The 20,560-nt window shown below is 56.3% G+C and carries 22 protein-coding genes; 12 read left to right on the top strand and 10 right to left on the bottom strand.

Going from position 1 to position 20,560, the window contains the following annotated elements; all coding sequences use genetic code 11:
• Positions 1-50 precede the first annotated feature (50 nt).
• Positions 51-326: a DUF4242 domain-containing protein gene (locus P8935_RS11065; protein WP_348265056.1), complete on the top strand. Its 276-nt coding sequence runs from the start codon at positions 51-53 to the stop codon at positions 324-326.
• Between the two features lie 566 nt (positions 327-892).
• Here the strand turns inward: P8935_RS11065 and P8935_RS11060 are convergent.
• From P8935_RS11060 to P8935_RS11035, 6 genes are all read right to left on the bottom strand, one after another.
• Complete coding sequence (locus tag P8935_RS11060; RefSeq protein ID WP_348265055.1) at positions 893-1,411, bottom strand: DUF1648 domain-containing protein; 519 nt, start codon at positions 1,409-1,411, stop codon at positions 893-895.
• A 94-nt stretch (positions 1,412-1,505) separates the two neighbouring features.
• Positions 1,506-2,834 carry an Nramp family divalent metal transporter gene (locus tag P8935_RS11055; RefSeq protein WP_348265054.1) on the bottom strand — a complete coding sequence of 443 codons (1,329 nt, stop codon included), beginning with the start codon at positions 2,832-2,834 and terminating at the stop codon, positions 1,506-1,508.
• A gap of 90 nt (positions 2,835-2,924) precedes the next feature.
• Positions 2,925-3,593 carry a metal-dependent transcriptional regulator gene (locus tag P8935_RS11050; protein ID WP_348265053.1) on the bottom strand — a complete coding sequence of 223 codons (669 nt, stop codon included), beginning with the start codon at positions 3,591-3,593 and terminating at the stop codon, positions 2,925-2,927.
• A 133-nt stretch (positions 3,594-3,726) separates the two neighbouring features.
• Positions 3,727-4,956 (bottom strand): HlyD family secretion protein, encoded by a 1,230-nt coding sequence (locus P8935_RS11045; protein ID WP_348265052.1) that lies wholly within the window; start codon positions 4,954-4,956, stop codon positions 3,727-3,729.
• A gap of 2 nt (positions 4,957-4,958) precedes the next feature.
• Positions 4,959-6,404, bottom strand: coding sequence for a TolC family protein (locus P8935_RS11040; protein ID WP_348265051.1), 1,446 nt, complete (start codon positions 6,402-6,404; stop codon positions 4,959-4,961).
• A 217-nt stretch (positions 6,405-6,621) separates the two neighbouring features.
• Entirely contained in the window at positions 6,622-7,302 is a 681-nt protein-coding gene (locus P8935_RS11035; protein ID WP_348265050.1) for a hypothetical protein, read from the bottom strand.
• A 238-nt stretch (positions 7,303-7,540) separates the two neighbouring features.
• On the opposite strand from P8935_RS11035, the gene ppk1 reads away from it, so the two are divergent.
• From ppk1 to P8935_RS10990, 9 genes are all read left to right on the top strand, one after another.
• Entirely contained in the window at positions 7,541-9,700 is a 2,160-nt protein-coding gene (gene ppk1, locus P8935_RS11030) for a polyphosphate kinase 1 (protein WP_348265049.1), read from the top strand.
• Between the two features lie 76 nt (positions 9,701-9,776).
• Positions 9,777-9,956, top strand: a complete 180-nt coding sequence (locus P8935_RS11025; protein WP_348265048.1) for a hypothetical protein — start codon at positions 9,777-9,779, stop codon at positions 9,954-9,956.
• A 116-nt stretch (positions 9,957-10,072) separates the two neighbouring features.
• Entirely contained in the window at positions 10,073-10,822 is a 750-nt protein-coding gene (locus P8935_RS11020; protein WP_348265047.1) for a pentapeptide repeat-containing protein, read from the top strand.
• Between the two features lie 120 nt (positions 10,823-10,942).
• Positions 10,943-11,428 carry an HNH endonuclease gene (locus P8935_RS11015; RefSeq protein ID WP_348265046.1) on the top strand — a complete coding sequence of 162 codons (486 nt, stop codon included), beginning with the start codon at positions 10,943-10,945 and terminating at the stop codon, positions 11,426-11,428.
• An 811-nt stretch (positions 11,429-12,239) separates the two neighbouring features.
• Positions 12,240-12,488: a hypothetical protein gene (locus P8935_RS11010; RefSeq protein ID WP_348265045.1), complete on the top strand. Its 249-nt coding sequence runs from the start codon at positions 12,240-12,242 to the stop codon at positions 12,486-12,488.
• Positions 12,489-12,628: 140 nt separating this feature from the next.
• Entirely contained in the window at positions 12,629-12,889 is a 261-nt protein-coding gene (locus tag P8935_RS11005) for a hypothetical protein (protein WP_348265044.1), read from the top strand.
• A 159-nt stretch (positions 12,890-13,048) separates the two neighbouring features.
• Positions 13,049-13,870 carry a hypothetical protein gene (locus P8935_RS11000; RefSeq protein WP_348265043.1) on the top strand — a complete coding sequence of 274 codons (822 nt, stop codon included), beginning with the start codon at positions 13,049-13,051 and terminating at the stop codon, positions 13,868-13,870.
• A gap of 11 nt (positions 13,871-13,881) precedes the next feature.
• Entirely contained in the window at positions 13,882-14,553 is a 672-nt protein-coding gene (locus P8935_RS10995; protein WP_348265042.1) for a class I SAM-dependent methyltransferase, read from the top strand.
• A 174-nt stretch (positions 14,554-14,727) separates the two neighbouring features.
• Positions 14,728-15,648 carry a ferritin-like domain-containing protein gene (locus tag P8935_RS10990; protein WP_348265041.1) on the top strand — a complete coding sequence of 307 codons (921 nt, stop codon included), beginning with the start codon at positions 14,728-14,730 and terminating at the stop codon, positions 15,646-15,648.
• 170 nt (positions 15,649-15,818) lie between these two features.
• Here the strand turns inward: P8935_RS10990 and P8935_RS10985 are convergent, their stop codons facing one another.
• A complete protein-coding gene (locus P8935_RS10985) occupies positions 15,819-16,178 on the bottom strand; it encodes a hypothetical protein (RefSeq protein WP_348265040.1) in 360 nt (119 codons plus the stop codon).
• Positions 16,179-16,390: 212 nt separating this feature from the next.
• Here P8935_RS10985 and sixA point away from each other — a divergent pair, with 212 nt between their 5' ends.
• Positions 16,391-16,918: a phosphohistidine phosphatase SixA gene (gene sixA, locus P8935_RS10980; RefSeq protein WP_348265039.1), complete on the top strand. Its 528-nt coding sequence runs from the start codon at positions 16,391-16,393 to the stop codon at positions 16,916-16,918.
• On the opposite strand, the gene P8935_RS10975 is transcribed toward sixA, so the two are convergent.
• Positions 16,870-18,435 (bottom strand): Ppx/GppA phosphatase family protein, encoded by a 1,566-nt coding sequence (locus P8935_RS10975; RefSeq protein ID WP_348265038.1) that lies wholly within the window; start codon positions 18,433-18,435, stop codon positions 16,870-16,872. The two genes, sixA and P8935_RS10975, sit on opposite strands and share 49 nt — an antisense overlap.
• A 98-nt stretch (positions 18,436-18,533) precedes the next feature.
• Positions 18,534-19,166, bottom strand: a complete 633-nt coding sequence (locus P8935_RS10970) for an alpha/beta hydrolase (RefSeq protein ID WP_348265037.1) — start codon at positions 19,164-19,166, stop codon at positions 18,534-18,536.
• Between the two features lie 23 nt (positions 19,167-19,189).
• Between P8935_RS10970 and P8935_RS10965 the strand changes: the two genes are divergently transcribed.
• Positions 19,190-19,411 carry a hypothetical protein gene (locus P8935_RS10965; RefSeq protein WP_348265036.1) on the top strand — a complete coding sequence of 74 codons (222 nt, stop codon included), beginning with the start codon at positions 19,190-19,192 and terminating at the stop codon, positions 19,409-19,411.
• Between the two features lie 99 nt (positions 19,412-19,510).
• Here P8935_RS10965 and P8935_RS10960 read toward each other — a convergent pair whose 3' ends face one another.
• Entirely contained in the window at positions 19,511-20,440 is a 930-nt protein-coding gene (locus P8935_RS10960) for a CHAD domain-containing protein (RefSeq protein WP_348265035.1), read from the bottom strand.
• Between the last annotated feature and the right edge of the window lie 120 nt (positions 20,441-20,560).

The raw sequence follows: 20,560 nt of genomic DNA, 5'->3' as shown, positions 1-20,560 counted from the left end.
GCATCACCGGGTACACTGGCACGACTCGAAGTCTAATTCCCGGAGGTTTCATGCCTAAGTACGTCATCGAGCGCGAAGTTCCCGGCGCTGGGAAAATGTCTCCCGATCAGTTGCAGGCTATCTCCCAGACGTCCTGCGGAGTCCTGCGCAAACTCGGACCCGAGATTCAGTGGGTCCATAGCTACGTCACGGGCGACAAAATCTACTGCATATACAACGCAGCTAACGAGGAACTCGTCCGTGAGCACGCTACTCAGGGTGGATTCCCGGCCAACTCAATCGCCGAGGTGAAGTCCATCATCGATCCGACAACCGCAGAAGCATAGTTGTTCCGGCTAGATTCTCAGCGGCCTTCAAGGCCGCTGAAAACTCTTCTCCGAAAGACACAGCTTCAATGGACATACATAAGCCTTTCCACCCATTCGGCGCTCGCTGCTCGTTTCTCTGCCTCCTGTTCATGCCCGATCTCGCATCGAGCTTCAAGGTTGTACCGGCTCCGCTTCGCCAAATAATTGCCTCTAAGGGTTGATGTCGGCGATCTTGCCGAACATCAGAAGCGCTTCGTCGCTCCAGCCTATCCGACAATCCATCACGTGACGTGGGTAACTGAGGTCGTAGCACTTTTGTTTGATTCACAATTCAATTGAGGTGAATCTATACACATAAGAACGCGCTCCGGGCCCTTGCGACAAATTCGACATTGTCGCGAGCCGTTGAAAGGCAACCGTGATGAACGCCTCCCCCATTGCAATGGCAACGCAACCTCGCCGCAAAGAAGACCTGATCTACCAGGCCGTCACTGTTGCCGCGATGGTGACTCTGCTTGTCAGTACCTGGATCTTCTGAGCGAGTTCCGACGCTCCTCAGGCCGCAGGCGAGATCGCTCCCCTCACTAGTACTTCCCTATGTTCATCATCGGATCGGATGAATCGATTCGCGCCTTTGCGCCGCGAATAATGGCAGCCAGGTGCCAACCCACCGTCGAGAAGATCACCACCAGGAACACTGGAATCAGCAACGGCGAGAGCCGGAATTGACTGGTGCGCGCGCTTTGGATAATCGACCATTGGAGATAGGCGAACAGGCAAAGCATCTCGCACTTGATCCAGGTCACCATAACGCTGGTTTGCTCCTGGATGAATGGCAGATTTGACTCCGTTACGGCGACCGGAAGATTGTATCGGCGGAATCGAATGCTTCCCAGCACAGTCATCAACAGGTACAGCCCAATCGCAACGAGAGGAAGAAACCACAAAAATCCGGGCGGCCCCCAAGCGTTAGGCTGACCGGAAATATCAAAGTGTGTCGGAATTCGGTTCGGTAACTTCTCCGGCCCATTAAGCGCCGAATACGTGATCCAAAAAAGGACCGCCAATATCCCCAGTCCTACGACTTCCATTGTCTTGCGCATGCTGACCTCTTACGTCGGCTTCAGCCCCAGCAACACAAACTACGCCAACCGATTCCGCCCAGTTCCCGGTTTCCTAATCCCTGTTCCCTGCCGTTCACCCCTTGACCGTCTGCACGAGCAACCACGCGTTCAATCCGGCGATCACCACCGCCGTGCTCCATGCCAGCACTTTCAACCACGTAGCATTCACAAATTCGCCCATCTTCCGGCGATCCCCAGTGAACATCACCAGTGGAACCACCGCAAAACTCAGCTGCATCGACAGGATCACCTGGCTCAGTATTAGCAGCTTCTCCGTGCCTCGCTCGCCATTGATTGCTACAACAATGATCGTCGGGATAATTGCCAGCGAGCGCGTAATCAACCTGCGCAACCATGGCGAAACCTTCAAATGAATAAATCCCTCCATCACAATTTGCCCAGCCAGGGTTCCCGTAATCGACGAATTCTGTCCGGATGCCAACAGCGCCACCGCAAACAGCGTGCTCGCAAATCCCGCACCCACCAGCGGGCTCAGAAGTTTGTATGCATCTTCAATCGCTGCCACCTCAAAGTGTCCACTGCGATGAAATACCGCCGCCGCCACAATCAGAATCGCTGCGTTCACAAACAGCGCGACCGTTAGGGCCAGTGCCGAATCCACTCCGGCCATGTGTATGGCCTCCCGTTTGCCCTCCGGCGTGCGCTTATAGCGTCGGCTCTGCACTATCGATGAATGCAGGTAGAGATTATGTGGCATCACCGTCGCGCCCAAGATGCCGATCGCGATATACAGCATTGCAGGATTTGTCACGATAGCGAATGAGGGAACGAAGAGGCTGTGTAGCAACGGCCAATAGTCTGGCCGAGAGAGAAACATCTGCACACCAAACATTCCCAGAATTGTCCCGATCAACGCAATCACCAACGCCTCGATGTAGCGGAATCCCCATTTCTGCAACAGCAGGATCAGCAAAACATCAAGCCCCGTGATCAACACTCCGACGATCAGTGGAATATGAAAGAGCAGTTGCAGCGCGATCGCCGAACCGATCACCTCAGCAAGGTCGCAGGCAGCAATCGCGATCTCCGCTCCCACCCACAAGACGAAGCTCGCCTTGCGTCCGTAGTTCTCGTGACAAAGTTGCGCCAGATCCCGCTCGGTCGCAATCCCCAGCTTCAGCGCCAGGCTCTGCAGCAGGATCGCCATCAGGTTTGAAAGCATGATCACGAAAAGCAGGGTGTAACCAAAACGCGATCCACCTGCAATATCCGTGGCCCAGTTCCCCGGATCCATGTAGCCGACTGAAATCAGAAATCCGGGTCCCAAAAATCCCAACAGCCGTCGCCAATAGACCGGAGACTTTGAGATGCGCACACTCGCATGCACCTCGGGCAAAGAGGGCTCTTGAAGCCCGACTGATTTAGGAATTTCGGTGGCCATGAGGCGTAAGGGGGGTGTTCCGCGACTTCTACTTCCTCAAGTATGCCATAAGTTAATTATAGTTAATATATTTTAATTATTACTAATTACCTACGAGATTTCCGGACGCAGCCACACCGCCTCTGCAGCCGGGCGGCCAAGAATAGAATTTCCTGTAGGTAACTCAATCGAAACCGTTTGATCGTAATTCTGACTCACGATCCGCAAGCTCTTGTTCGGTCCTATCCCCATTCGATGCAGAAACAAAAGCAGTTGGGAATCTCTTTCCTGCAAGCTGGTGACCCGATACCGCTCCCCCACGCGAGCCTCAGAAAGAGGAATCTCTCCCCGCTTCTTGCGCTCCGCTGGCCGGACCGGTAAGACGGAATTTCCGTGCGGGCAGGCCCCACCCTCTCCCAGCTTCTCCTTCAATTTCGCCTCGAACGCAGGCGATACGGCGTGCTCAAGCCGCTCGGCCTCGTCGTGAATCTCGTACCACTCCATCCCGAAAACCTCGGTCAGCATCCGCTCAATCAGGTGATGTCGCAGAGCCGTCCGGTAGGCCGTCTCCCGGCCGGTCTCGCTCAGGCGCACGATTCCGTCGTCGCCAACCTCGACATAACCATCGCGGCGAAGTCTTTTTAACGCCATCGTCACCGCCGGCGCCGACACCTCAAGCCAATGAGCAAGAGTCGCCGGAATCACCTGGTGCCCTTCGGCCTCGGCCTCAAGAATGGCCTTGAGATAATTCTCTTTCGAAACTTGAATCGCGTCTTTCATCGGAGTGTCGCCATCAGTCTATACGCTTTCCCGTTACCGTCCGTGCGATCTCCCCAAAACAAAACCAGCCCTCCGAATTCTCGAAGAGCTGGTCAAATCAGAACTGAAGACTGTTAACTGCTAACTGTCTCCCTCACTTCACTCTGACCTTCGGTTCCACTGACAACCCCGGCCTTAACGCGTGATCAGGATCTTCCTTATTCAAATCGTCGAAATCGATTCTGACCGGAAGCCTCTGCACCACCTTCACGTAGTTGCCAGTCGCATTCTCCGGCGGGAACAGCGACAGCACCGAACCCGTCGCGCCACCAATCTGTGTGATGTGTCCGTGATAGCTCTTCCCCGTCGCGTCAACATCAATATCGACAGCCTGTTTGGGGCTCATATGTTTCAACTGCGTCTCTTTGAAATTCGCAGTCACCCACAAATCTTCAAGCGATACGAGCGTCAACAAATTCTGCCCCGTCGATACGTTCTGATTGATCTCCACGCTTTTGCGTGTGATGATGCCTGCTGCCGGAGCAACAATCTTCGTGTAGCCCAGATTCAGATTTGCCTGATCAAGCTGCGCCTGCGCCACCGCTACCTGCGCCGCTGCTTGCTTGGCGCGCGCTGACTGCGCCGCTACCTGCTGCGGACCAGACTGAGCGTTCTTGTACTGCGCTTGCGCCGCGGATGCCTTATCGTTGGCGACACGCACATTATCCTGGGCCGCTTTCTCCGTCGCATGTGCGTTTTCTACCGCGGCTTTTGCAGCGTCCGCTGTGGCCACCGCAGCATCATACTGCTGCTTGCTGATCACGTCCTTCTCGACCAAGGGCTTGTAGCGATCCAGATCCTGCTGAGCTTTAAGAGCATTCGCTTCCGCCTGCACGACCTGCGCATGCGCCGCTGCCACCTGCGACTGGGCCTGCGAAATCGAGGCTGTCGCCGCACTCACATCCGCGCCGGCAGAACTCAACGTACTGCCAGTGTTGATCGTAGTAATCGGCACATTTACATTCGCCGCCGCAGCCGCCGCCTTGGCGCTATCCAGCGCGGCCTGTGCATTCTCCACTGCCACCTGGTAGTCGCGCGGATCCAGTTCGGCGATAGGATCGCCCTTCTTTACCACCTGGTTTTCGTCAACATCGACGTGGATCACTTGCCCCGCGATGCGCGAGCTGATCTGAATCAAGTGTCCATTGATCTGCGCATCATCGGTGTCCTCGTAATAGGTGGAATGCCACCAGAAACCGAGTCCAACCAGCACCAGGACCACCACCACCACGATGATGATTCCTCTGCGGCGAGAAGGGGGCTGCGAAACTTCCGTGCTCTCGTCCCGCGGCGCCTGCACTGTTGTTGTGGTTGTTTCCGCCACGTTTACTTCCCTCCAAGGTATTTCGAGTAATCCTGCCCCGCACCCAACGCCCGTACCAGACTCAGTTTGGCCACGTTGTCGCGGTAAAGGCTGGACACATATTGATCATTTGCCTGTGCCACCGATTGCTGCGCCTGGCTCACGGCCAGGTTGTCGCTCACACCGTTGGCGTAACGCTGTTGCGCTTCACTCAATGCTTCTGTTGCCAGATCCACGCTGGAGCGCGCAACCTCGACCTGCTTCTGGGCTGCCTCGATATCCAGCAGCGCATCGCGAACATCGGCATCAACCTGCGCATTCAAGTCGCTCATCTGCGCCTTTTGCGTATCCAGTTGCGACTGCGCAACCTCGACCTCGCCACGCAAACCAAATTCCTTGAATACGGGAACGCTCAGCGTTCCGGAAGCATCGCCCGTTCCGTGCGACTTCCTCACATTTACGCCGATATCGCCGTAATCTCCGTCGAATTTCACGGTCGGCAACCGATCCGCCGTCGCCGCCTTGCGTTGATCCTCGGCTGCCTTGGTCTGTTCCACCATCGCAGCCAGATCCTTGCGATTCGCATGTGCCTGCTTAATCGTCGCGTCTACATCCAACTTGTCGAAAACCGCATACGGCGCCTTGTCTGTCAGATTGAATTTCTGCTCCAGCGGCAATCCGATCACCCGTGCCAGCGCCAGCTTATCTTTCTCCAGCGCGTTCTGCGCCACAATCAACTGCTGCTCGAGCGATTGATAATCCACCTGTGCCCGCAACACATCCAGTTTTGGAGCCGTACCGGCGTCGTGATTCGCCTTCGCTTGGTCGAGTGAAACCTTTGATGTCGCCACCTGCGCCTGATAACTCTCCACGCGTCCCTGATCTGCCAGCACTAGCATGTAGCTATTGCCGACGGTCAGCACCACCATGTCCCGCGCATCCTGAGCCGTGAGCTCAGCCGCTTTGAATTGATGCTTTGCTGCCATGTAAGTCTTCAGTGACTTCACATCCACAAGTGACCAACTCAGAGATGCCCGCAAATCGGTGTAGCCGAATGGCCCGATGATGGTCGGAAATCCGGGAATCCGCAATCCCTGAGCAGCCAGATCGACCTGAGACACGGCCTCTCGCGCGTTGAACTCTACGTCCGGCAACAAAGCCTGTAGCTGGGTCAGCCTCTGCGCTCGCGCTGAATCCTTCTGCGTACCGCTTAAAATCGCACCCAAATTATTCTTGAGACCGCGCTGCATAGCCTCGTCGAGGGACAAATCCAATGTCTGTCCTGTCGCCTGATCAGTCGCAACGCTGCCCGCAAAACTCGCCGAACTCGGGCCCGAACTTTGCCCGGGAACCTGCGTCGGCAGTTGCTGCGCAGCCGCCTGCAATGCGGGAATCGCACCCGCCGAAAGCGCCAGTAAGAAATGCGCAAAAAGATTGTTTAGGTACTTCTTACAATGATCTGAGGACATCGATCGTCTTTTTTGAATCCTGGCTGGAAATCCACCGGAAAGATGTTTGCACCCCAATAGATGCGCTACACCGGCGGGCAGGTTCTTTTATCTAAGTGTACCGAACAGAAAGCGAAGGGCTGTGTATTCCCCAACACATCCACGAAAGGGAATAGTGATCACTCCGCGATCACAGCTCCAAGCCGCTCACTACCCACCGCTCACCGCCCACCCCTCTTCACTTCACCGAGGTCGCATGAATCAACTGGGAAGCTAGTGAGCAAAGTCCCTGGCGGAAGATCTCTCTCACCGCGTCACCATTCCATCCCTCGGCCCCTTGCCCCCCGTGCGCGGCCAGCATGGATGCCGTATCTTCCGTCGGAAAACCGGCCACCGCACGCAGCACGAAGATTACGCGCATCTCCGTTGGCAAGCTTTCAATCCAGTTCTTGATGCTCGTGCGGTTTGGTCCTGCCAGCATGCTCTGCAACTCCGCGCGAGAAATCCCGGCGGACTCCAGATCGTCGTCTTCGATGCACGTCGAAGCATGAACCAGGTGTTCCGGCGCAGCCAAAATGCCCGGCTCCCGAGCCGCGATCATCTCGATTCCTGCCGAACAAAGCTCTTTGCGGCTGCTGCGGCGGGCCTCTGTCGGATCGCTGCAAACCGACAGGTCGGTCCTTTCCACCGCAGTCTCCACCAGCCTGATGCTGTCTTCGCCCTCGCCGACCAGCATCGATGCCATGCTGTAAAGACCAGCGGCGATCACGTCGAGCATGGCGTCCATACCCTCCAGCGCCTTGCTCACGGTAGCCTCGTCCTTAGGTCGTCCGTCCAGCAAACCATGGACTCTTTTTGAGAACTCATCGGCTCCAGCCGGAATCGGCGTCTGGGGAATCAAGCTGTCTTTGGCATCCATCGAGAGCTCCTCATTTGAAGGGAAAATGCGGGAATCCGCCGAATCTCTATCCTCAACCCGGCAGCCGTCCCGGGTCAATCCATACACATTGCCTTCAGGCTTATTCCGGTCTTTTTCGCCTGACTTTAATATTCTTCAGTTCCCCTCCTTGCAATCATCACTCAAAGACAAGCCAACTCCGGTTTCAAGTTCCCTTCGAAACGCTGTAGACTTGCCAACACGGTTTGTACTCACGCTCATGGCCAGAACGAAACAGAAACTAAAGCTTTTTACCGGACGCGACCACTCCTGGATGCAATTCAACCGGCGCGTCCTCGAAGAGGCCGAAGACCCCTCGAATCCGCTGCTGGAACGGGTCAAGTTTCTCGCCATTACGGGTTCAAACCTCGACGAGTATGTAGAAATCCGCCAGGCCGGTCTCATGCAGCGAATTGAAGACGGCTACCGCGAACAGGGTTACGATGGCCTTCGCCCCGACGAGTCGCTCGCCTCTCTCACAGCCGAAATCCATACCTTTGTCGAAGCCCAGTACCGCTGCTGGAACGACCTCCTCCTCCCCGAGCTCCGCAAGCAGGGCATCCGCCTTATGGAATGGGAGGAGCTAGGTGAAGACGCCCGCGCCTATGCCCAGGCCTACTTCCAGCGCGAAGTCGATCCGCTTCTCACCCCTATCGCCATCGATCCCGCCCATCCCTTTCCGCGCGTTCTGAACAAGGCCCTCTGCCTCGCGCTGCTCCTTCGCCGCAAGCGCAAAAGCTCCGGGCCGCAGGTCCTCGGCGTTGTCACCGTCCCGCGCGCTCTTCCTCGCTTCGTCCGGCTTCCCGCCGAAGACGGCAAATTCGATTACCTGCTTCTTCAGGACCTGATCGCGCAAAACCTCGGCGGCATGTATCGCGGCTACGAGGTCCAATCCCGTGTGGCCTTCCGCGTCACGCGAAACTCGAACCTCTACTTCGAAGAAGAAGAAGCGCGCTCCCTGCTCGAAACTATCCGCGTCGAACTCCACAACCGCCGTAAAGGTGACGCCGTGCGTCTCGAAATTGAAGCCGGAGCCGACCTCGAGATTGTCGAGCGCCTCCGCATCAACTTCGAACTCGATGAGGATCAGGTCTTCCGGGACGACGGCCCAGTTAACCTCTCACGCGTGATGTTCTTCTACAGCGACATTCAACGTCCCGATCTCAAGTTCCCACCCTTTACGCCAAGGCCGCTGCACCTCAGCCGCAAATCAACCAACATCTTCGACGAGCTGCGCCAGCACGACATCCTGCTCCACCATCCTTACGACTCCTACGATTCAGTGGTCGACTTTATTCAACAAGGTGCTGAAGATCCCGCCGTCGTCAGCATGAAGCAGACGCTCTATCGCACCAGCCAGGATTCCCCCGTCTTCTCCGCGCTCATTGAAGCAGCGGCTACCAAGGAAGCCACCCTCGTCGTCGAGCTCATGGCCCGCTTCGACGAAGCCTCCAACATCCGCTGGGCGCGCAGCATGGAAGACGCCGGCGTGCAGGTATTCCATGGCGTCGTCGGCCTCAAGACCCATTGCAAACTCGCTCTCCTCGTGCGCCGCGATGAAGATGGAGTGACCCGCCGCTACTGCCACCTTGGCACCGGCAACTACAACCCCATTACTGCGCGCTTCTACACCGACCTCAGTCTGCTCACTTGTGATCCGCAGATCACCGAGCGCGTGCACATGGTATTCAACTACCTCACCGCCCACGCCGAGATCGACGACTATCGCCCGCTCCTCGTCGCTCCCCTGACCATGGCTGAAAGTTTCCTCGGCCTTATCCGCCGCGAAACTGAACACGCCCGCGCTGGCCGTCCCGCACACATCGTCGCCAAGATGAATGCACTCCTCGAGCCTAGCGTTATTGAGGCACTGTACGACGCATCCAATGCTGGCGTCGAAATCGACCTCATCATTCGCGGACTTTCCATCCTCCGCCCCGGCGTCAAAGGACTCTCCAGCCGCATTCGGGTCCGCTCCGTTGTCGGCCGTTTCCTCGAGCACTCCCGCATCTTCCACTTCGCCAACGGCGGCGACGACGAAATCTACCTCGGCTCGGCTGACTGGATGCCGCGCAATCTATTCGAGCGCTGCGAGGTGGCCTTCCCCGTCCGTGACCCCGCAGTCAAATCTCGCATCCACGATGAAATTCTTCCTGCTTACCTTGCAGACACCATCAAAGCCCGTCTTCAACAACCCGACGGCACATATAAGCGGGCATCCGTGTCAACAAATGGTCAGCCCTTTTCCGCGCAGCAATTCCTCATGTTGCTCGCCGAAGGCAAAGCCGACCTCAACGCCATACCTAAAGCCAAACCCATCTCCCCGCCTGCAAAGCGTCCCAGGAAGATTGCCACCGAACCCGCCCACGCCGCAGACTAACCCTGGCCCTTCGTTTCTGTTCTCAATTCCGTCCTCTGATCCTTTTCTAGGCATCGAATACCTGGAGGAGCACACCATGCCTGAACAACCGCCCGATCCTCGCCACTACGACATGAGAATTCCCCCGCCACACGATCCCAACACAAAGCCTGATTCGCAAAAACCGGCATCCGACCGATCCGACGGTTCCGCCAACACCGGCAGAGAGAACAGCGTCGATGATGACAAGCATTCAGCCGGTCACAGCCCAAAATAGTGCTGATCAACCTTTGTTAACTGATCGTTTTTATTCGCGTATCTTTCCTCGCGCCAGGACACTCTCACTGTCAGCGTGCGTGACGCTGCACCGTCCGCGCGGCGAGGAGAGAACGAATGATCACCCGCAGAGTCTCACGACGTCCCGCAGAATGGCATGTCATCCGGGAGGATTTCAGGCACCCCTGGCTTCTTCCCCTGCGTCGCATCGAATGGCTCTGGGAGTGGGCCGCGTATGGACTCAGCCGCTGGAGTTTCCTCGAGGTCCTGGAATATCTCGGCAGTCTCTCAGTCCTGATCGGCGTGATCTTCTATTTCAGCGAATCGGGTGATCGCATCAAGCAGCGCCACTATCAGGCCTGGCAGGTCATCAACACAGCGCAAGGGAAAGGCGGCAGCGGCGGACGAATCGAAGCACTGCAGGAACTCAACGCCGACAAGATTCCCCTCGTCGGCGTTGACGCTTCCACGGCCTTCCTCCAGGGCATTCATCTCGAACATGCAAATCTACTGCGCGCCGACCTGAGCGCGGCCGATCTGCGTGGAAGCCAACTCCGCGCCGCCGATCTTTCCTACGCCAACCTTCATGCTGCAAATTTTCGCGGCAGCAATCTCGCAAACACCACTCTCTCCAACGCAAACCTTGGTGACAGCGATCTCGTCGGAAGTAATCTCTCCGGCGCTAAACTTGACGGTGCCGACCTCACCTCGTCTGACTTGCGGTACGCTGATCTCGAATCCATCGACTGGCAGCACATCGCCGCAATCAAGGGCGCCAATATCGCCGGAGTAAAAAATCCCCCTGCAGGCTTTCGGGATTGGGCTCTCAAAAACGGAGCCATCGAAAGCGCCAGTGCAGCCGAGTGAAACAATCCGCATTCATCACAGCTGCCGCGGAGCTGGCTGTGCCAAAACGGCGTGCCAATCTTTATTCCAACCCCGCGAGATGCGGCGTCAAACTTATGCCGCACCGTTTAAAACGGAAGCATGAGCACCATGCGGGTCATGCGAGGCGGCTGGGTCGATCGCAAAGCTATTCCCCGTGGCCCCAATGGTCGAGGGCTGTGCCGCTGGTGCTCGCTTGAAGTTCCCCGCGGACGTTTTACTTTCTGCTCGGCGTTCTGCGTTCACGAATGGAAACTGCGAACACAACCCGCATATCTGCGAGAACAAGTATTTAAACGCGATCGTGGCATTTGCTCCTCTTGCGCAGTAGACACCATTCGTGAAGCTCGCAAGCTTCGTTACTCGCGCGGAGCGAACGGGATCGCGCTTCTTGCGCACTGGGGTCTACGCCGCAAGTCGCGCAAGAGTCTTTGGGACGCGGATCACATTATCCCTGTTATCGAAGGCGGTGGCGAATGCGACCTCCAAAATATACGTACGATGTGCCTGCGATGTCATCGCCAGGCAACCTTGCAACTAATACGTCAGCGCAAGGGTTTAAAGGATCTCCGAGTTCCAACCAAGTAACTGGTCACGAAAATTCGTCCCTGTAAACCCTCCTGCGCTCCTGAGCATCTTATTTGAAATAGATTTGGGCCGTAAGAAACTAAAACCTATCGAAAGCGGTGTAATGGTCATGCCCTACGAAATCCCATTGAATGTTATAGAGATCCTTAAAAGTACCCTCTACCTTCTAGAGCACACAATCTACCCAGGGAAAGATGGCAAAACCGTAACGGACCTCAAGCGGTGCATAGCGGGAGCTATCCAATCTCTGGCAACAGAATCTCCCCAGCCAACAGGCGATTAGCGCACAACGGAGAAAACCTGGAAGAGTCGTCAGATTTTCTGTGTGAAAGTCAGTCTGGCTCGACACGGAAAGGGCTCTCCTTTCTTAGGACTAAAAACAGCGTGACGAAAATCACCAAGTAATCGATGACGACAATTGAAGGTTGTGGGAACATCGTAGAGAACATCTATGCAGGTTTTCACTACAATTTTTGTCGCAGAGAAGCTTGAGGTCAACATCGAGCGCGTTGGAGAACACAGCGCGACAGATTGGTCAGACTTGATCGAGCTTGAGAACTCTGCCCGAGAGTGCATCGTCACGCTGGAAAGCCGAAATTGGTTTTTGGAAGATGATGGTACGGATAGTTAGTGACTGGTTGAGCTTAGGGCCAATCTCTTTATCAACCGAGTCTACGCACTTTGCCTAGGTAAAGTGCGTGGCAACCCGCCCCACCTTTTAGCTTTGTTTGGTCTCAACGCTGTGACGTTCCTGAGCCAATCGTTACAGACGAAGGCAAACCCCAACCGAAGGATTGATATCTAACCAATCATGAGCGCGAACAAAACACCAAAACTGATTGCCGCGCTCCGCGAGACCATGCACAGGGTTGAGCAGACTTCTGGCGTCAAGCCAGACGATCCTTCTCTTGTTGAACTCAAGAGAATTCTGCGTCGTCGCGTAGCTCACCTCGAGCATGAGATATCTAAAGAGCAGACATCCAGGAACCGCGCCAAGTCGGACACCTCAACAGACAGCTTCTTCTTGCGTCAAGGCCCTGAAAACGCAATGCCCTCCTAAGTGCTTCGATCCAAACAGAATTCTTTCTCGTGCTTTTTGCAGGAAATTTCGATCGATATTGCTAAAGTCTGAATACGGGCCAGAATCTCAGCCGATATCCGCTCCACAAGATACCTGGGTGCCCAGACGAGGAGAATGACTTGGCAAGATATACACCACAGGTGTTTTCGGGAGTCTCACCCCACCAATACACACAGTTAATGGCAAAGGCGAACGCAGCAGGCATCCCAATGAATGAGAACTCCGGTCGTGCCAGCAAAATGGGCGTGGAAGTTGAGTGGAGCTATTCGCCGGAAAGGCAGGAATTAGTACTCACTTGCCTCCAGGCACCATTCTTTCTCGGTGCTGACGGCGTAAACGCAAAGTTACAGGCACTCGTCTCCGAAGCTCTTAAGGCTTGAACAATAACAGTTTCCTCGTCGAGCGTCCCGCCTCTATACGCTGGCGCTCTCGCTGCTTTTACAATCAAGTCAGTGGCACTTCCCCAAGCCAATCCGCTAACATCGCCCCGCCACGAAAATGCGAGTGTCCGGCGCTTGAAGCGTGAAATGCCGCACCGAATGCCGCGAGCACTCCATTTATGGCATCTTGCCAGTCTCGATGCGCCTACTGTCGCCGTGGTTTGGACAATCGCATTTGCCAGTGCCGCCGGCGTACACCTCGATGCCTGGGTTTTACTTCTGATCGCCTGCGGAACGTGGTGCGTATACGTGGGTGATCGATTACTTGATGTGCAACGTGCCATGCGCTTGGACTCACTGGATAACCCTCGTGAACGTCATTACTTCCATTGGCATCACCGCCGCTGGCTCATTCCCGGTGCATGCGCGGCTGCAGCTATTGCAGCGTTGTTGATTGTCGACCGCATGTCCAGTGCCGCCCGCCATCGTGACTCAGTACTGGCGGCCGCTGCGCTCCTCTATTTCTCGGGAGTGCACTCGACAGCAACGATGCCTCACTGGATTCGCAAGCGAATGTCAAAGGAGTTTGTGGTCGGTCTTTTATTTACAGCGGGCTGCGCGGCGCCCACTCTAGCGCGTATCGCCCCCGTGCGATGGCCGCTTATCGTGTGCCTCGCGTCATTTGCAGCCTTGGCCTGGTTGAATTGCTTCGCCATCGAGAGATGGGAATCCTCCGATTTCGAGACCGGGATTTCCTCACGCTCGAATACTCTCAGCATCGTCTTCTTTGTGATGGCCGCAGCACTCTCGTTTGTAAGCACTCAGATAGCAGGCATGGTTTGCATTGCAGGAATAAGCGCAACCCTGCTGACGCTGCTCGATCTCACCCGGCGCCGAGTTTCGACGCTTACGTTGCGCACTCTCGCCGACATGGTGTTACTGACTCCCTTGATCCTGTTGGCCAGCGTGCGGCCAGGATGAAGAGCGCGGCCATGCGGTCGAAAGAATATTGCCGCCCAGCGCACTCATCGCCGGCAAACTTCAATCATCTGGCGCGCATATACCGATGGGCGGAATGGTTCACATTCGGCCCAATCCTCTCGAAGTGCCGCGTCGAGTTCCTCCCTGCCATGAAGAGCCAACAATCCGCGCTCGTCATCGGCGATGGCGATGGTCGATTCACAGCGCGATTGCTTCAGCAGAATTCGCGCGTCGTCGTTGACGCTCTCGATGCCAGCGAGGGGATGCTGCAGGAGTTGAAGCGGCGGGCTGCTCCCAATGCGAGTCGAATTCACGCCCTCAACTTGGATGCGCGCGAATTCATCGCGCCTAGCCACCATTACGACCTGATTGCCACGCATTTCTTTCTCGATTGCCTCACTACGGATGAAGTGGCCCGGCTGGCCGCTGGCCTGCGCGAAGGCGTAGCCGAAGGCGCGCTGTGGGTTGTTTCGGACTTCGCCGTCCCCAACACACGATACGCAAAGTTGCCCGCCCAGCTTCTGATCACCGCGCTCTACAAGGCATTCGGAATTCTGACAGGCCTGCGTATCCGCCATCTCCCCGACCACGTCACGGCGCTTGCGCGGTCCGGATTCAAATTGATGCAACGACGCGAGCGGCTGGGCGGTTTGCTTGCAAGTGAGTTGTGGCAGGCTTACTAAAGTCGGCACAATTCCTTGTCTGCCGTCATTTCATAAAAAATACTCAACCAGCAAATCCGAACCGGGGTAGATTCCGTTCTTCACGCAGAGTCGCCCCGGTGCAGCTAAATCCTGCACTGATCGCGATTTCTTTCCCCAAGGCACGAGATCCAAAAATGAGTCGAGAGAGGTCATATGAAAATGCTGGAGCTTAATTCAACGGTTGAAACCATCGCGCAGGAACGGCTCGCGCGACGTAAATTCCTGACCCGGGCCGGTTTGCTTGGCCTGGGCGCAGCAGCGTCGTTTACACTCGGCGGCGGCTCACGCGTTGCCCGCGCCGACGAAACCGAATCTGCCGGAGAGGCAGCGCAGGAAGCGGCGCAGGCAAAAGACACCGTCAAGGAAATTTTCACAGCGGCGCTCATCGCCGAAGATCTTGCCTCGACCTTCTATTACAACGGATTGGTCGGACCCGTCATCCAGGATCCAAACCTTGCAGGCCCCGGAGGATCTGCCAAAAACGTCACCAGCAGCGGCAATGCAGGCAATGTGCAATACCTACAGGCAGCGCTTACCCAGGAAATCCACCACGCCGGTCTGTTTCGTTCGCTGCTCGGCATGCAGTACGCCCGCTACGATCCCGTCCAGACGTTCTACTTCCCACACGGCACTTTCGATACACTTTCTGCTTTCACCGGCATGTTGAACGCACTTGAAAACGCATTTATTGGCGCGTATTTGAATGCGATTCAGGAATTCGCCGCGAAATCCGCAAATAAACAGTCGGGAGACGGTGCATATCTCGAGCCGGCAGATGCTGCTTACACCACGGAACAACTCAATTACTTCGCCAAGGTCTCAGCATCGATCATGGGCATCGAGGCCGAGCATCGTGTGCTGGGCCGCGTCATCAGCAATTCAAACCCCGCTAACAATCTGAATTACGAAGGCACCGACGGCATTAACGCTGTGTACAACGGACCTAAGTCTGCCGTCGCTGCCTTGACGCCTTTCCTGACCCCCAGCACAGGTCCGGGCTATTCCTTCACCACAGTCCTTAACAATCAGGCAAGCGTCTCCATTCCGATCGCGGGCTGGCAGCCTTCCTATTAATTGAATCTTTGCGATTCAGGAATTCGACCTCAACCACGGCACGTAACCCTGAAACGCTTCTGCTCCACTCTTACTCTCCCCAACCTTGCACCTCCCGGCGGCGACTCGACCAATTCGCCGCCGGTTCTTATTTCCACACTTCAAATGCTCTCCTCCGTCACAAAACTGTCTCAGCGGACAGTCTTGAGGTGCTTGTACTGCTCTTCGGTAAGCTGAAGCCAGACTCCGCCTCTCCCGGTCTCCAGTCCATAATCAAGCGCCTGTCTATCTTGAAGATCAGCAAAATTGCCAACCTTCTCTACGATCGCGCGAATCTTTTCCGGGCTCTGAAAATGAAACCGGCGAGGCAGAGGCGTCTTCAGATCCTCTTCCAGAAACTGGCACATCCAGTCCGTCCGGTACATGTAATACATATAGATCCGATGAATCTCCGGCGAGCGGCACTTCGCGCACAGCCGTTCTCCCGGAGTGGGAGGGTCGTCGGGGATGAAATTCCTGCAGCGTGCACAAATCTTGCCTGCGAGTCGCATACGAGTTTTTGAAGAGCGTTCGCCTCCCATCAAATGAGTATAGGCGAATAAAAGGCGAATATTTGCACAGATTTTAAATTCGCGCGGTGGTCCTTAAGCCATTCCAAATAATAAATTTACGATCCAAACGTTTTCCGTGCTTTGTTACAGCCGTGTAAAATCAACTTCAAAGGAAGTGGCTTAGCCCTCCCGGATTACGCCGATCCCCTCATATGAACCTCTATCTCATGCGGCATGCCAACGCCGGAGTTCCCCGCGAGAGCGCGAAACTCGACGCGAAACGCGGATTGATCGCCGAAGGCAAAGAACAGTGCATGGTTATGGGGAGAATCCTGGGCGCCCTCAAGGTTCAGCCCGATGTCATCGTTGCCAGTCCCCTGAAGCGCGCACTACAGACCGCACAATTTGTGGGCAACGAACTGGGCTATGAAGGCAAAGTCGAGGTCAGTACGGCGCTCGACCTCAACGCCACCTACGCAGACTTTCAAAAACTCCTCGACAAATATGCTGACCGGCAGGACGTCCTGATCGTCGGACACAACCCCAACCTGTTTCAGTTCCTCGGTCGCCTCATTACCGGCAATGGTGGTGCCGGAGTACGCATGCGTAAAGCCTCCGTCGCGCGCATCGACATGGAAAAGCACCCGCCGCTTTTGCAATGGCTTATCGATCCGCGCATGGCCCGTTGGATCTACGCCAGTGTCGCGAAGAGTTCGCGTTCAAAGACTTCCCGGAAATAGTCCGCTTCTTTGCGCAGCGACCAAAGTTCCAGTTCCGCCCCCGTCCGTCCTGGCTTCAACTCAAGATACACGCGCTTGGGATAGACCCGGGCAACCACATCGAGCACGTCGCTCGCTCGATCCTGGTTCAGCGCAACCGCCAGCCGCAGCAACACTACTGCCTTCTCCACATTCTTATGCTCTACCGCAGGAATATTCCGCAGCGCCCTATCGTCGGGTTGCGGCCTGCTCTTCCCCTGGTAACGTGCAATGGCAGAAACGACGGTGCGTTGCACCTGCGTGTACCCGTAGATCTCTGACATCGACACGATGTATTGCGTATGACGGTGATGCCCCTGGTGATTGATGAATTTGCCGGTATCGCGTAACACCGCAGCCGCCGAGAGCCAGTCTTCATATTCCGCCGGAAGCCGGTGCAGGGCTTGTAATTCTCGGAAAAGTTGAACAGCATGCGCACGCACAGGCTCGGCATGGCGCATATCCACCCCGTAACGCTGAGCCGTGGCAACCACTGACTCCCAGCGCTCAATCTCGAATTGCTTGTGAGCCGCCGTGCGGTCATCCTGCGCCGCCAGCATCTGCGCCAGAATCCCGTCGCGTAGTCCCAACGGGGAATATCGGAAACCCGGCAAATTAAAGCTCTCCAGCAACTCTGCAAACACCTGCGCTCCAGCAATGATAATCTCCGCACGCCTCGGACCTATTCCCGCAACCGCCTCGCGTTCCGGTAGATTCATGCGCGCCACCTTTGCGGCCAGTTTCCTCACCAGCGCCGCAGGAGCAATCGCTGCGTGCCCGGCACTACGCGCAGACCGCTTTGCCGATTTGGATGACTTGCCCGATTTCGCAATCGCCGCAGCACAGGCCTCTGCCAAAGCGGCCGCTGTACCTGAGGTTGCGATCACCATCGGCACACGTCCCGGTTGAATTCGCCGGTGCGCCCGCCGCAATTCCCGCGCGATCAGCCGACGCATCCGCGCTAGTTCTTCCGGCGGTGCCGGATCAACCGAAAGAAACTCCTCTGTTAGACGAACTGCGCCAAGAGGAACACTGATCGTGTCCTTGATCCGTTTGTGCTCAGACAAAGTGATCTCGCAGCTGCCGCCGCCGAGATCGATCAGCAGAACCTTGCCGCTAGTGCCCGGCTCGCCGGTAACGATACCGTGATGAATCAGCCGGCCTTCTTCAAGACCCGAGATGATCTCCATATTCCAGCCGGTTTCAGCCTTCACCCATGCATGAAACGCCGCGGAATTGCGCGCATCGCGCATCGCCGAGGTAGCAACCACCCGAATCTCGTCGACACCATGCGACTGCACCGCGCGTTGAAAGCGCTTGAGCGCACGCAGCGTCGCCGCCATTGCCTCAGGCGATACCAGCCCCGAGGCAAACACGCTCGCGCCCAGCCGCGTCACTTCACGATCTTCGTGCAAAGTGCGCAGCTTATGAGCGACCACCTTCGCAATCTTCAACCGGCATGAGTTGGAACCGATATCAATAGCTGCAAACGTGGGCATAGGCGCCGAGCAATCTCCACGAATTCGAAATCAGTTTCTTCGGCCAAGATACACGACCACCCCTTGGCGCCGGACCCTGATCCAAATCACACTAGCTTTTACTGAGAGTCACGCCCACCAAACCAGCCGATCACACGCCGTTCATACTCGGCAGGCGCAACGCTCGACGCTTCGCAATGGTCCGCACCAGCAGGCTCCCACAGCACTACGTTCGGATTTCGCGCCTTGATCATTTCAGAGTGGCGCGGCGGAAGATTCGTGTCGGCTAATCCGTGAATCAGCAACACCGGAACGTGCGTTGCTGCAACCGCGCTTGCTGGATCTGCTTTCCTTAAATCGACTTCATATCGAAGGCGAGCATAAATAATTCCAAACTCCAGCGCAGGCCTCAATAATGTGCGCCCTAGCCAGGGCCCCGTCGAAAATTGCTGTCCGAGACGGTCGTACGCTGCCTCACGAAAAGTAGCGTAGGCGCTCTCGGCTACTACCGCGCAAAAGCCTTCCTCTGCATCCAGAGACCGCAATAATTCGGCTCCCCCCATGGAGTCTCCCAGGCCGTCAATGCAATGCGGAGATTCATTCACCCTCAGCCAGTCGAACCAGCGGCGAATATCGTCTGCCTCGAGAACACCGTATGTGCCAAAACGGCCACCGCTCGACCCATGTGCGCGCGCATCAGGCAGCAACACGGCATAGCCAGTACGCAACAGCATGGAGGCAGGCCCCAACATTCCGGCACGGTCATCCCCCTGGCGTGAAGAACGATTACGGCGTCTCCGTTGCCAGCGACAGGACGAATGCTCCACGCACGAAGTACCTCTCCGTCACTCGCATTAACCGTCACCTCGGTCAGGACCGCATGGTATGCCGCCGCCATTCTCTCAGCTTGCTCGACTTCTCCCGCTCCGATTCGCAGGTGTCCCGGGTGCAGTGCGCTCTCGATTGCCATCACGCCACCAACAGCGCAAAGCAATAGCCACATCGCCATCCCTGCGATAGCAAAAAATATGAATGAGCGTGCTCGCTTCACAGCTTCAACTACGGGCTCTGGCGCGCTTCAGTTCCATCGCCTAGCTCAAGCGAGTTGTCTGTCCAGTGCCGCTCCAAGCGCCGGCTGGTCCTCTCGTGCCGGCTGCTTGCCGCCTTCGACCTGCAGGCTACCAGCATTCAATGCATCCTCGCCGAGAATGCTCGCAGAGATCATCTGCACCGTCGAAAGCGCATTTTCAAAGGCCTCTGCCGTGACTGTGTCGAGCAGTTCCGCGAGCCCTTTGCCTTTGGAACGATGCTTGCGCGCTTCCAAGCCGAGCTCCTGCCAGTCGTGCCATTCCCCGATAGCCGACTGCATCTTCTTCATTTGCGTGGCGATTTGTGCACAGGCGCGATCGGTGCTCGCGTGGATCTCCGCCAGGTACCTTACCGTCTTGATGCGCTTGCGAAACTCGTGGAGGTTTTTTTCGTTGAATGTAGAAAAGTCCGCCTTCACTGCGCGAAATCGTTCCACAAGATCTCCGGCAATGCCTGCTTCTTCACCAAAGACGTACTCTGAGAGCGCTTCGTCCACGTCTTCACTTGCACGAACAAATTGACTATGGCGCTTGCCGATCTGGGCGACCAGCTTGATCTCCGCGTCGTTGCGTTTCTTCTTGATTCTCTCTTCGAGACGATCGATGCCGCGTACAGTCTCCTGCATCGAACGAGGGACGTAGTCTCCTGTCTCGGTCAGCGATGCACTAAGCCCGCGCAGCTTTCCAATCCACACGTCGAATTCGCGGACGGGGCTTAGGGCCCGCCTTAGCTTTTCTGCCTGCTTTGAAAATCGCAGGATAGCCTGCGCCTGGCGGCTTGCATCAGGAAGATCGGTACGATCGCGCTCCAACTCAGCTTGCAGTCGCAAGGTCACAACCCGCAGCGCGTGTACCCGCTTGCGTGTCGCTTTGATTCCGCACCGTTCGAGCAACCGGCGCCACGCGGCGACACGATCGCGCATCGATTTCGATGCCATCACTCCGTCCGCCCGCTTCCTGGAATTCATCAAACTGTAACCTGCGTCCATTCTATGATGCGTGGCGGCCTGCATTCGGACACCCATCGGTTCCGCGCCATGAGATCCTCGGGGCTCGTC

The sequence above is a fragment of the Telmatobacter sp. DSM 110680 genome (assembly GCF_039994875.1).
Classification (GTDB): Bacteria; Acidobacteriota; Terriglobia; order Terriglobales; family Acidobacteriaceae; genus Telmatobacter.
Note: the sequence above shows the minus strand (reverse complement) of the source record. Positions and strands in the feature narration are given on the sequence as shown.

Excerpts from the sequence above, each read along its gene's own strand:
- P8935_RS11020 (WP_348265047.1), top strand. The coding sequence starts at position 10,073 with ATGATCACCCGCAGAGTCTCACGACGTCCCGCAGAATGGCATGTCATC.
- P8935_RS11055 (WP_348265054.1), bottom strand. The coding sequence starts at position 2,834 with ATGGCCACCGAAATTCCTAAATCAGTCGGGCTTCAAGAGCCCTCTTTG.
- ppk1 (WP_348265049.1), top strand. The coding sequence starts at position 7,541 with ATGGCCAGAACGAAACAGAAACTAAAGCTTTTTACCGGACGCGACCAC.
- P8935_RS10975 (WP_348265038.1), bottom strand. The coding sequence starts at position 18,435 with ATGCCCACGTTTGCAGCTATTGATATCGGTTCCAACTCATGCCGGTTG.
- P8935_RS11050 (WP_348265053.1), bottom strand. The coding sequence starts at position 3,593 with ATGAAAGACGCGATTCAAGTTTCGAAAGAGAATTATCTCAAGGCCATT.
- P8935_RS10960 (WP_348265035.1), bottom strand. The coding sequence starts at position 20,440 with ATGGCATCGAAATCGATGCGCGATCGTGTCGCCGCGTGGCGCCGGTTG.
- P8935_RS10985 (WP_348265040.1), bottom strand. The coding sequence starts at position 16,178 with ATGCGACTCGCAGGCAAGATTTGTGCACGCTGCAGGAATTTCATCCCC.
- P8935_RS10995 (WP_348265042.1), top strand. The coding sequence starts at position 13,882 with ATGCGGTCGAAAGAATATTGCCGCCCAGCGCACTCATCGCCGGCAAAC.
- P8935_RS11015 (WP_348265046.1), top strand. The coding sequence starts at position 10,943 with ATGAGCACCATGCGGGTCATGCGAGGCGGCTGGGTCGATCGCAAAGCT.
- P8935_RS11065 (WP_348265056.1), top strand. The coding sequence starts at position 51 with ATGCCTAAGTACGTCATCGAGCGCGAAGTTCCCGGCGCTGGGAAAATG.
- P8935_RS11010 (WP_348265045.1), top strand. The coding sequence starts at position 12,240 with ATGAGCGCGAACAAAACACCAAAACTGATTGCCGCGCTCCGCGAGACC.
- P8935_RS10970 (WP_348265037.1), bottom strand. The coding sequence starts at position 19,166 with ATGTTGGGGCCTGCCTCCATGCTGTTGCGTACTGGCTATGCCGTGTTG.
- P8935_RS11000 (WP_348265043.1), top strand. The coding sequence starts at position 13,049 with ATGCCGCGAGCACTCCATTTATGGCATCTTGCCAGTCTCGATGCGCCT.
- P8935_RS10990 (WP_348265041.1), top strand. The coding sequence starts at position 14,728 with ATGAAAATGCTGGAGCTTAATTCAACGGTTGAAACCATCGCGCAGGAA.
- P8935_RS11035 (WP_348265050.1), bottom strand. The coding sequence starts at position 7,302 with ATGGATGCCAAAGACAGCTTGATTCCCCAGACGCCGATTCCGGCTGGA.
- sixA (WP_348265039.1), top strand. The coding sequence starts at position 16,391 with ATGAACCTCTATCTCATGCGGCATGCCAACGCCGGAGTTCCCCGCGAG.
- P8935_RS11040 (WP_348265051.1), bottom strand. The coding sequence starts at position 6,404 with ATGTCCTCAGATCATTGTAAGAAGTACCTAAACAATCTTTTTGCGCAT.
- P8935_RS11060 (WP_348265055.1), bottom strand. The coding sequence starts at position 1,411 with ATGCGCAAGACAATGGAAGTCGTAGGACTGGGGATATTGGCGGTCCTT.
- P8935_RS11025 (WP_348265048.1), top strand. The coding sequence starts at position 9,777 with ATGCCTGAACAACCGCCCGATCCTCGCCACTACGACATGAGAATTCCC.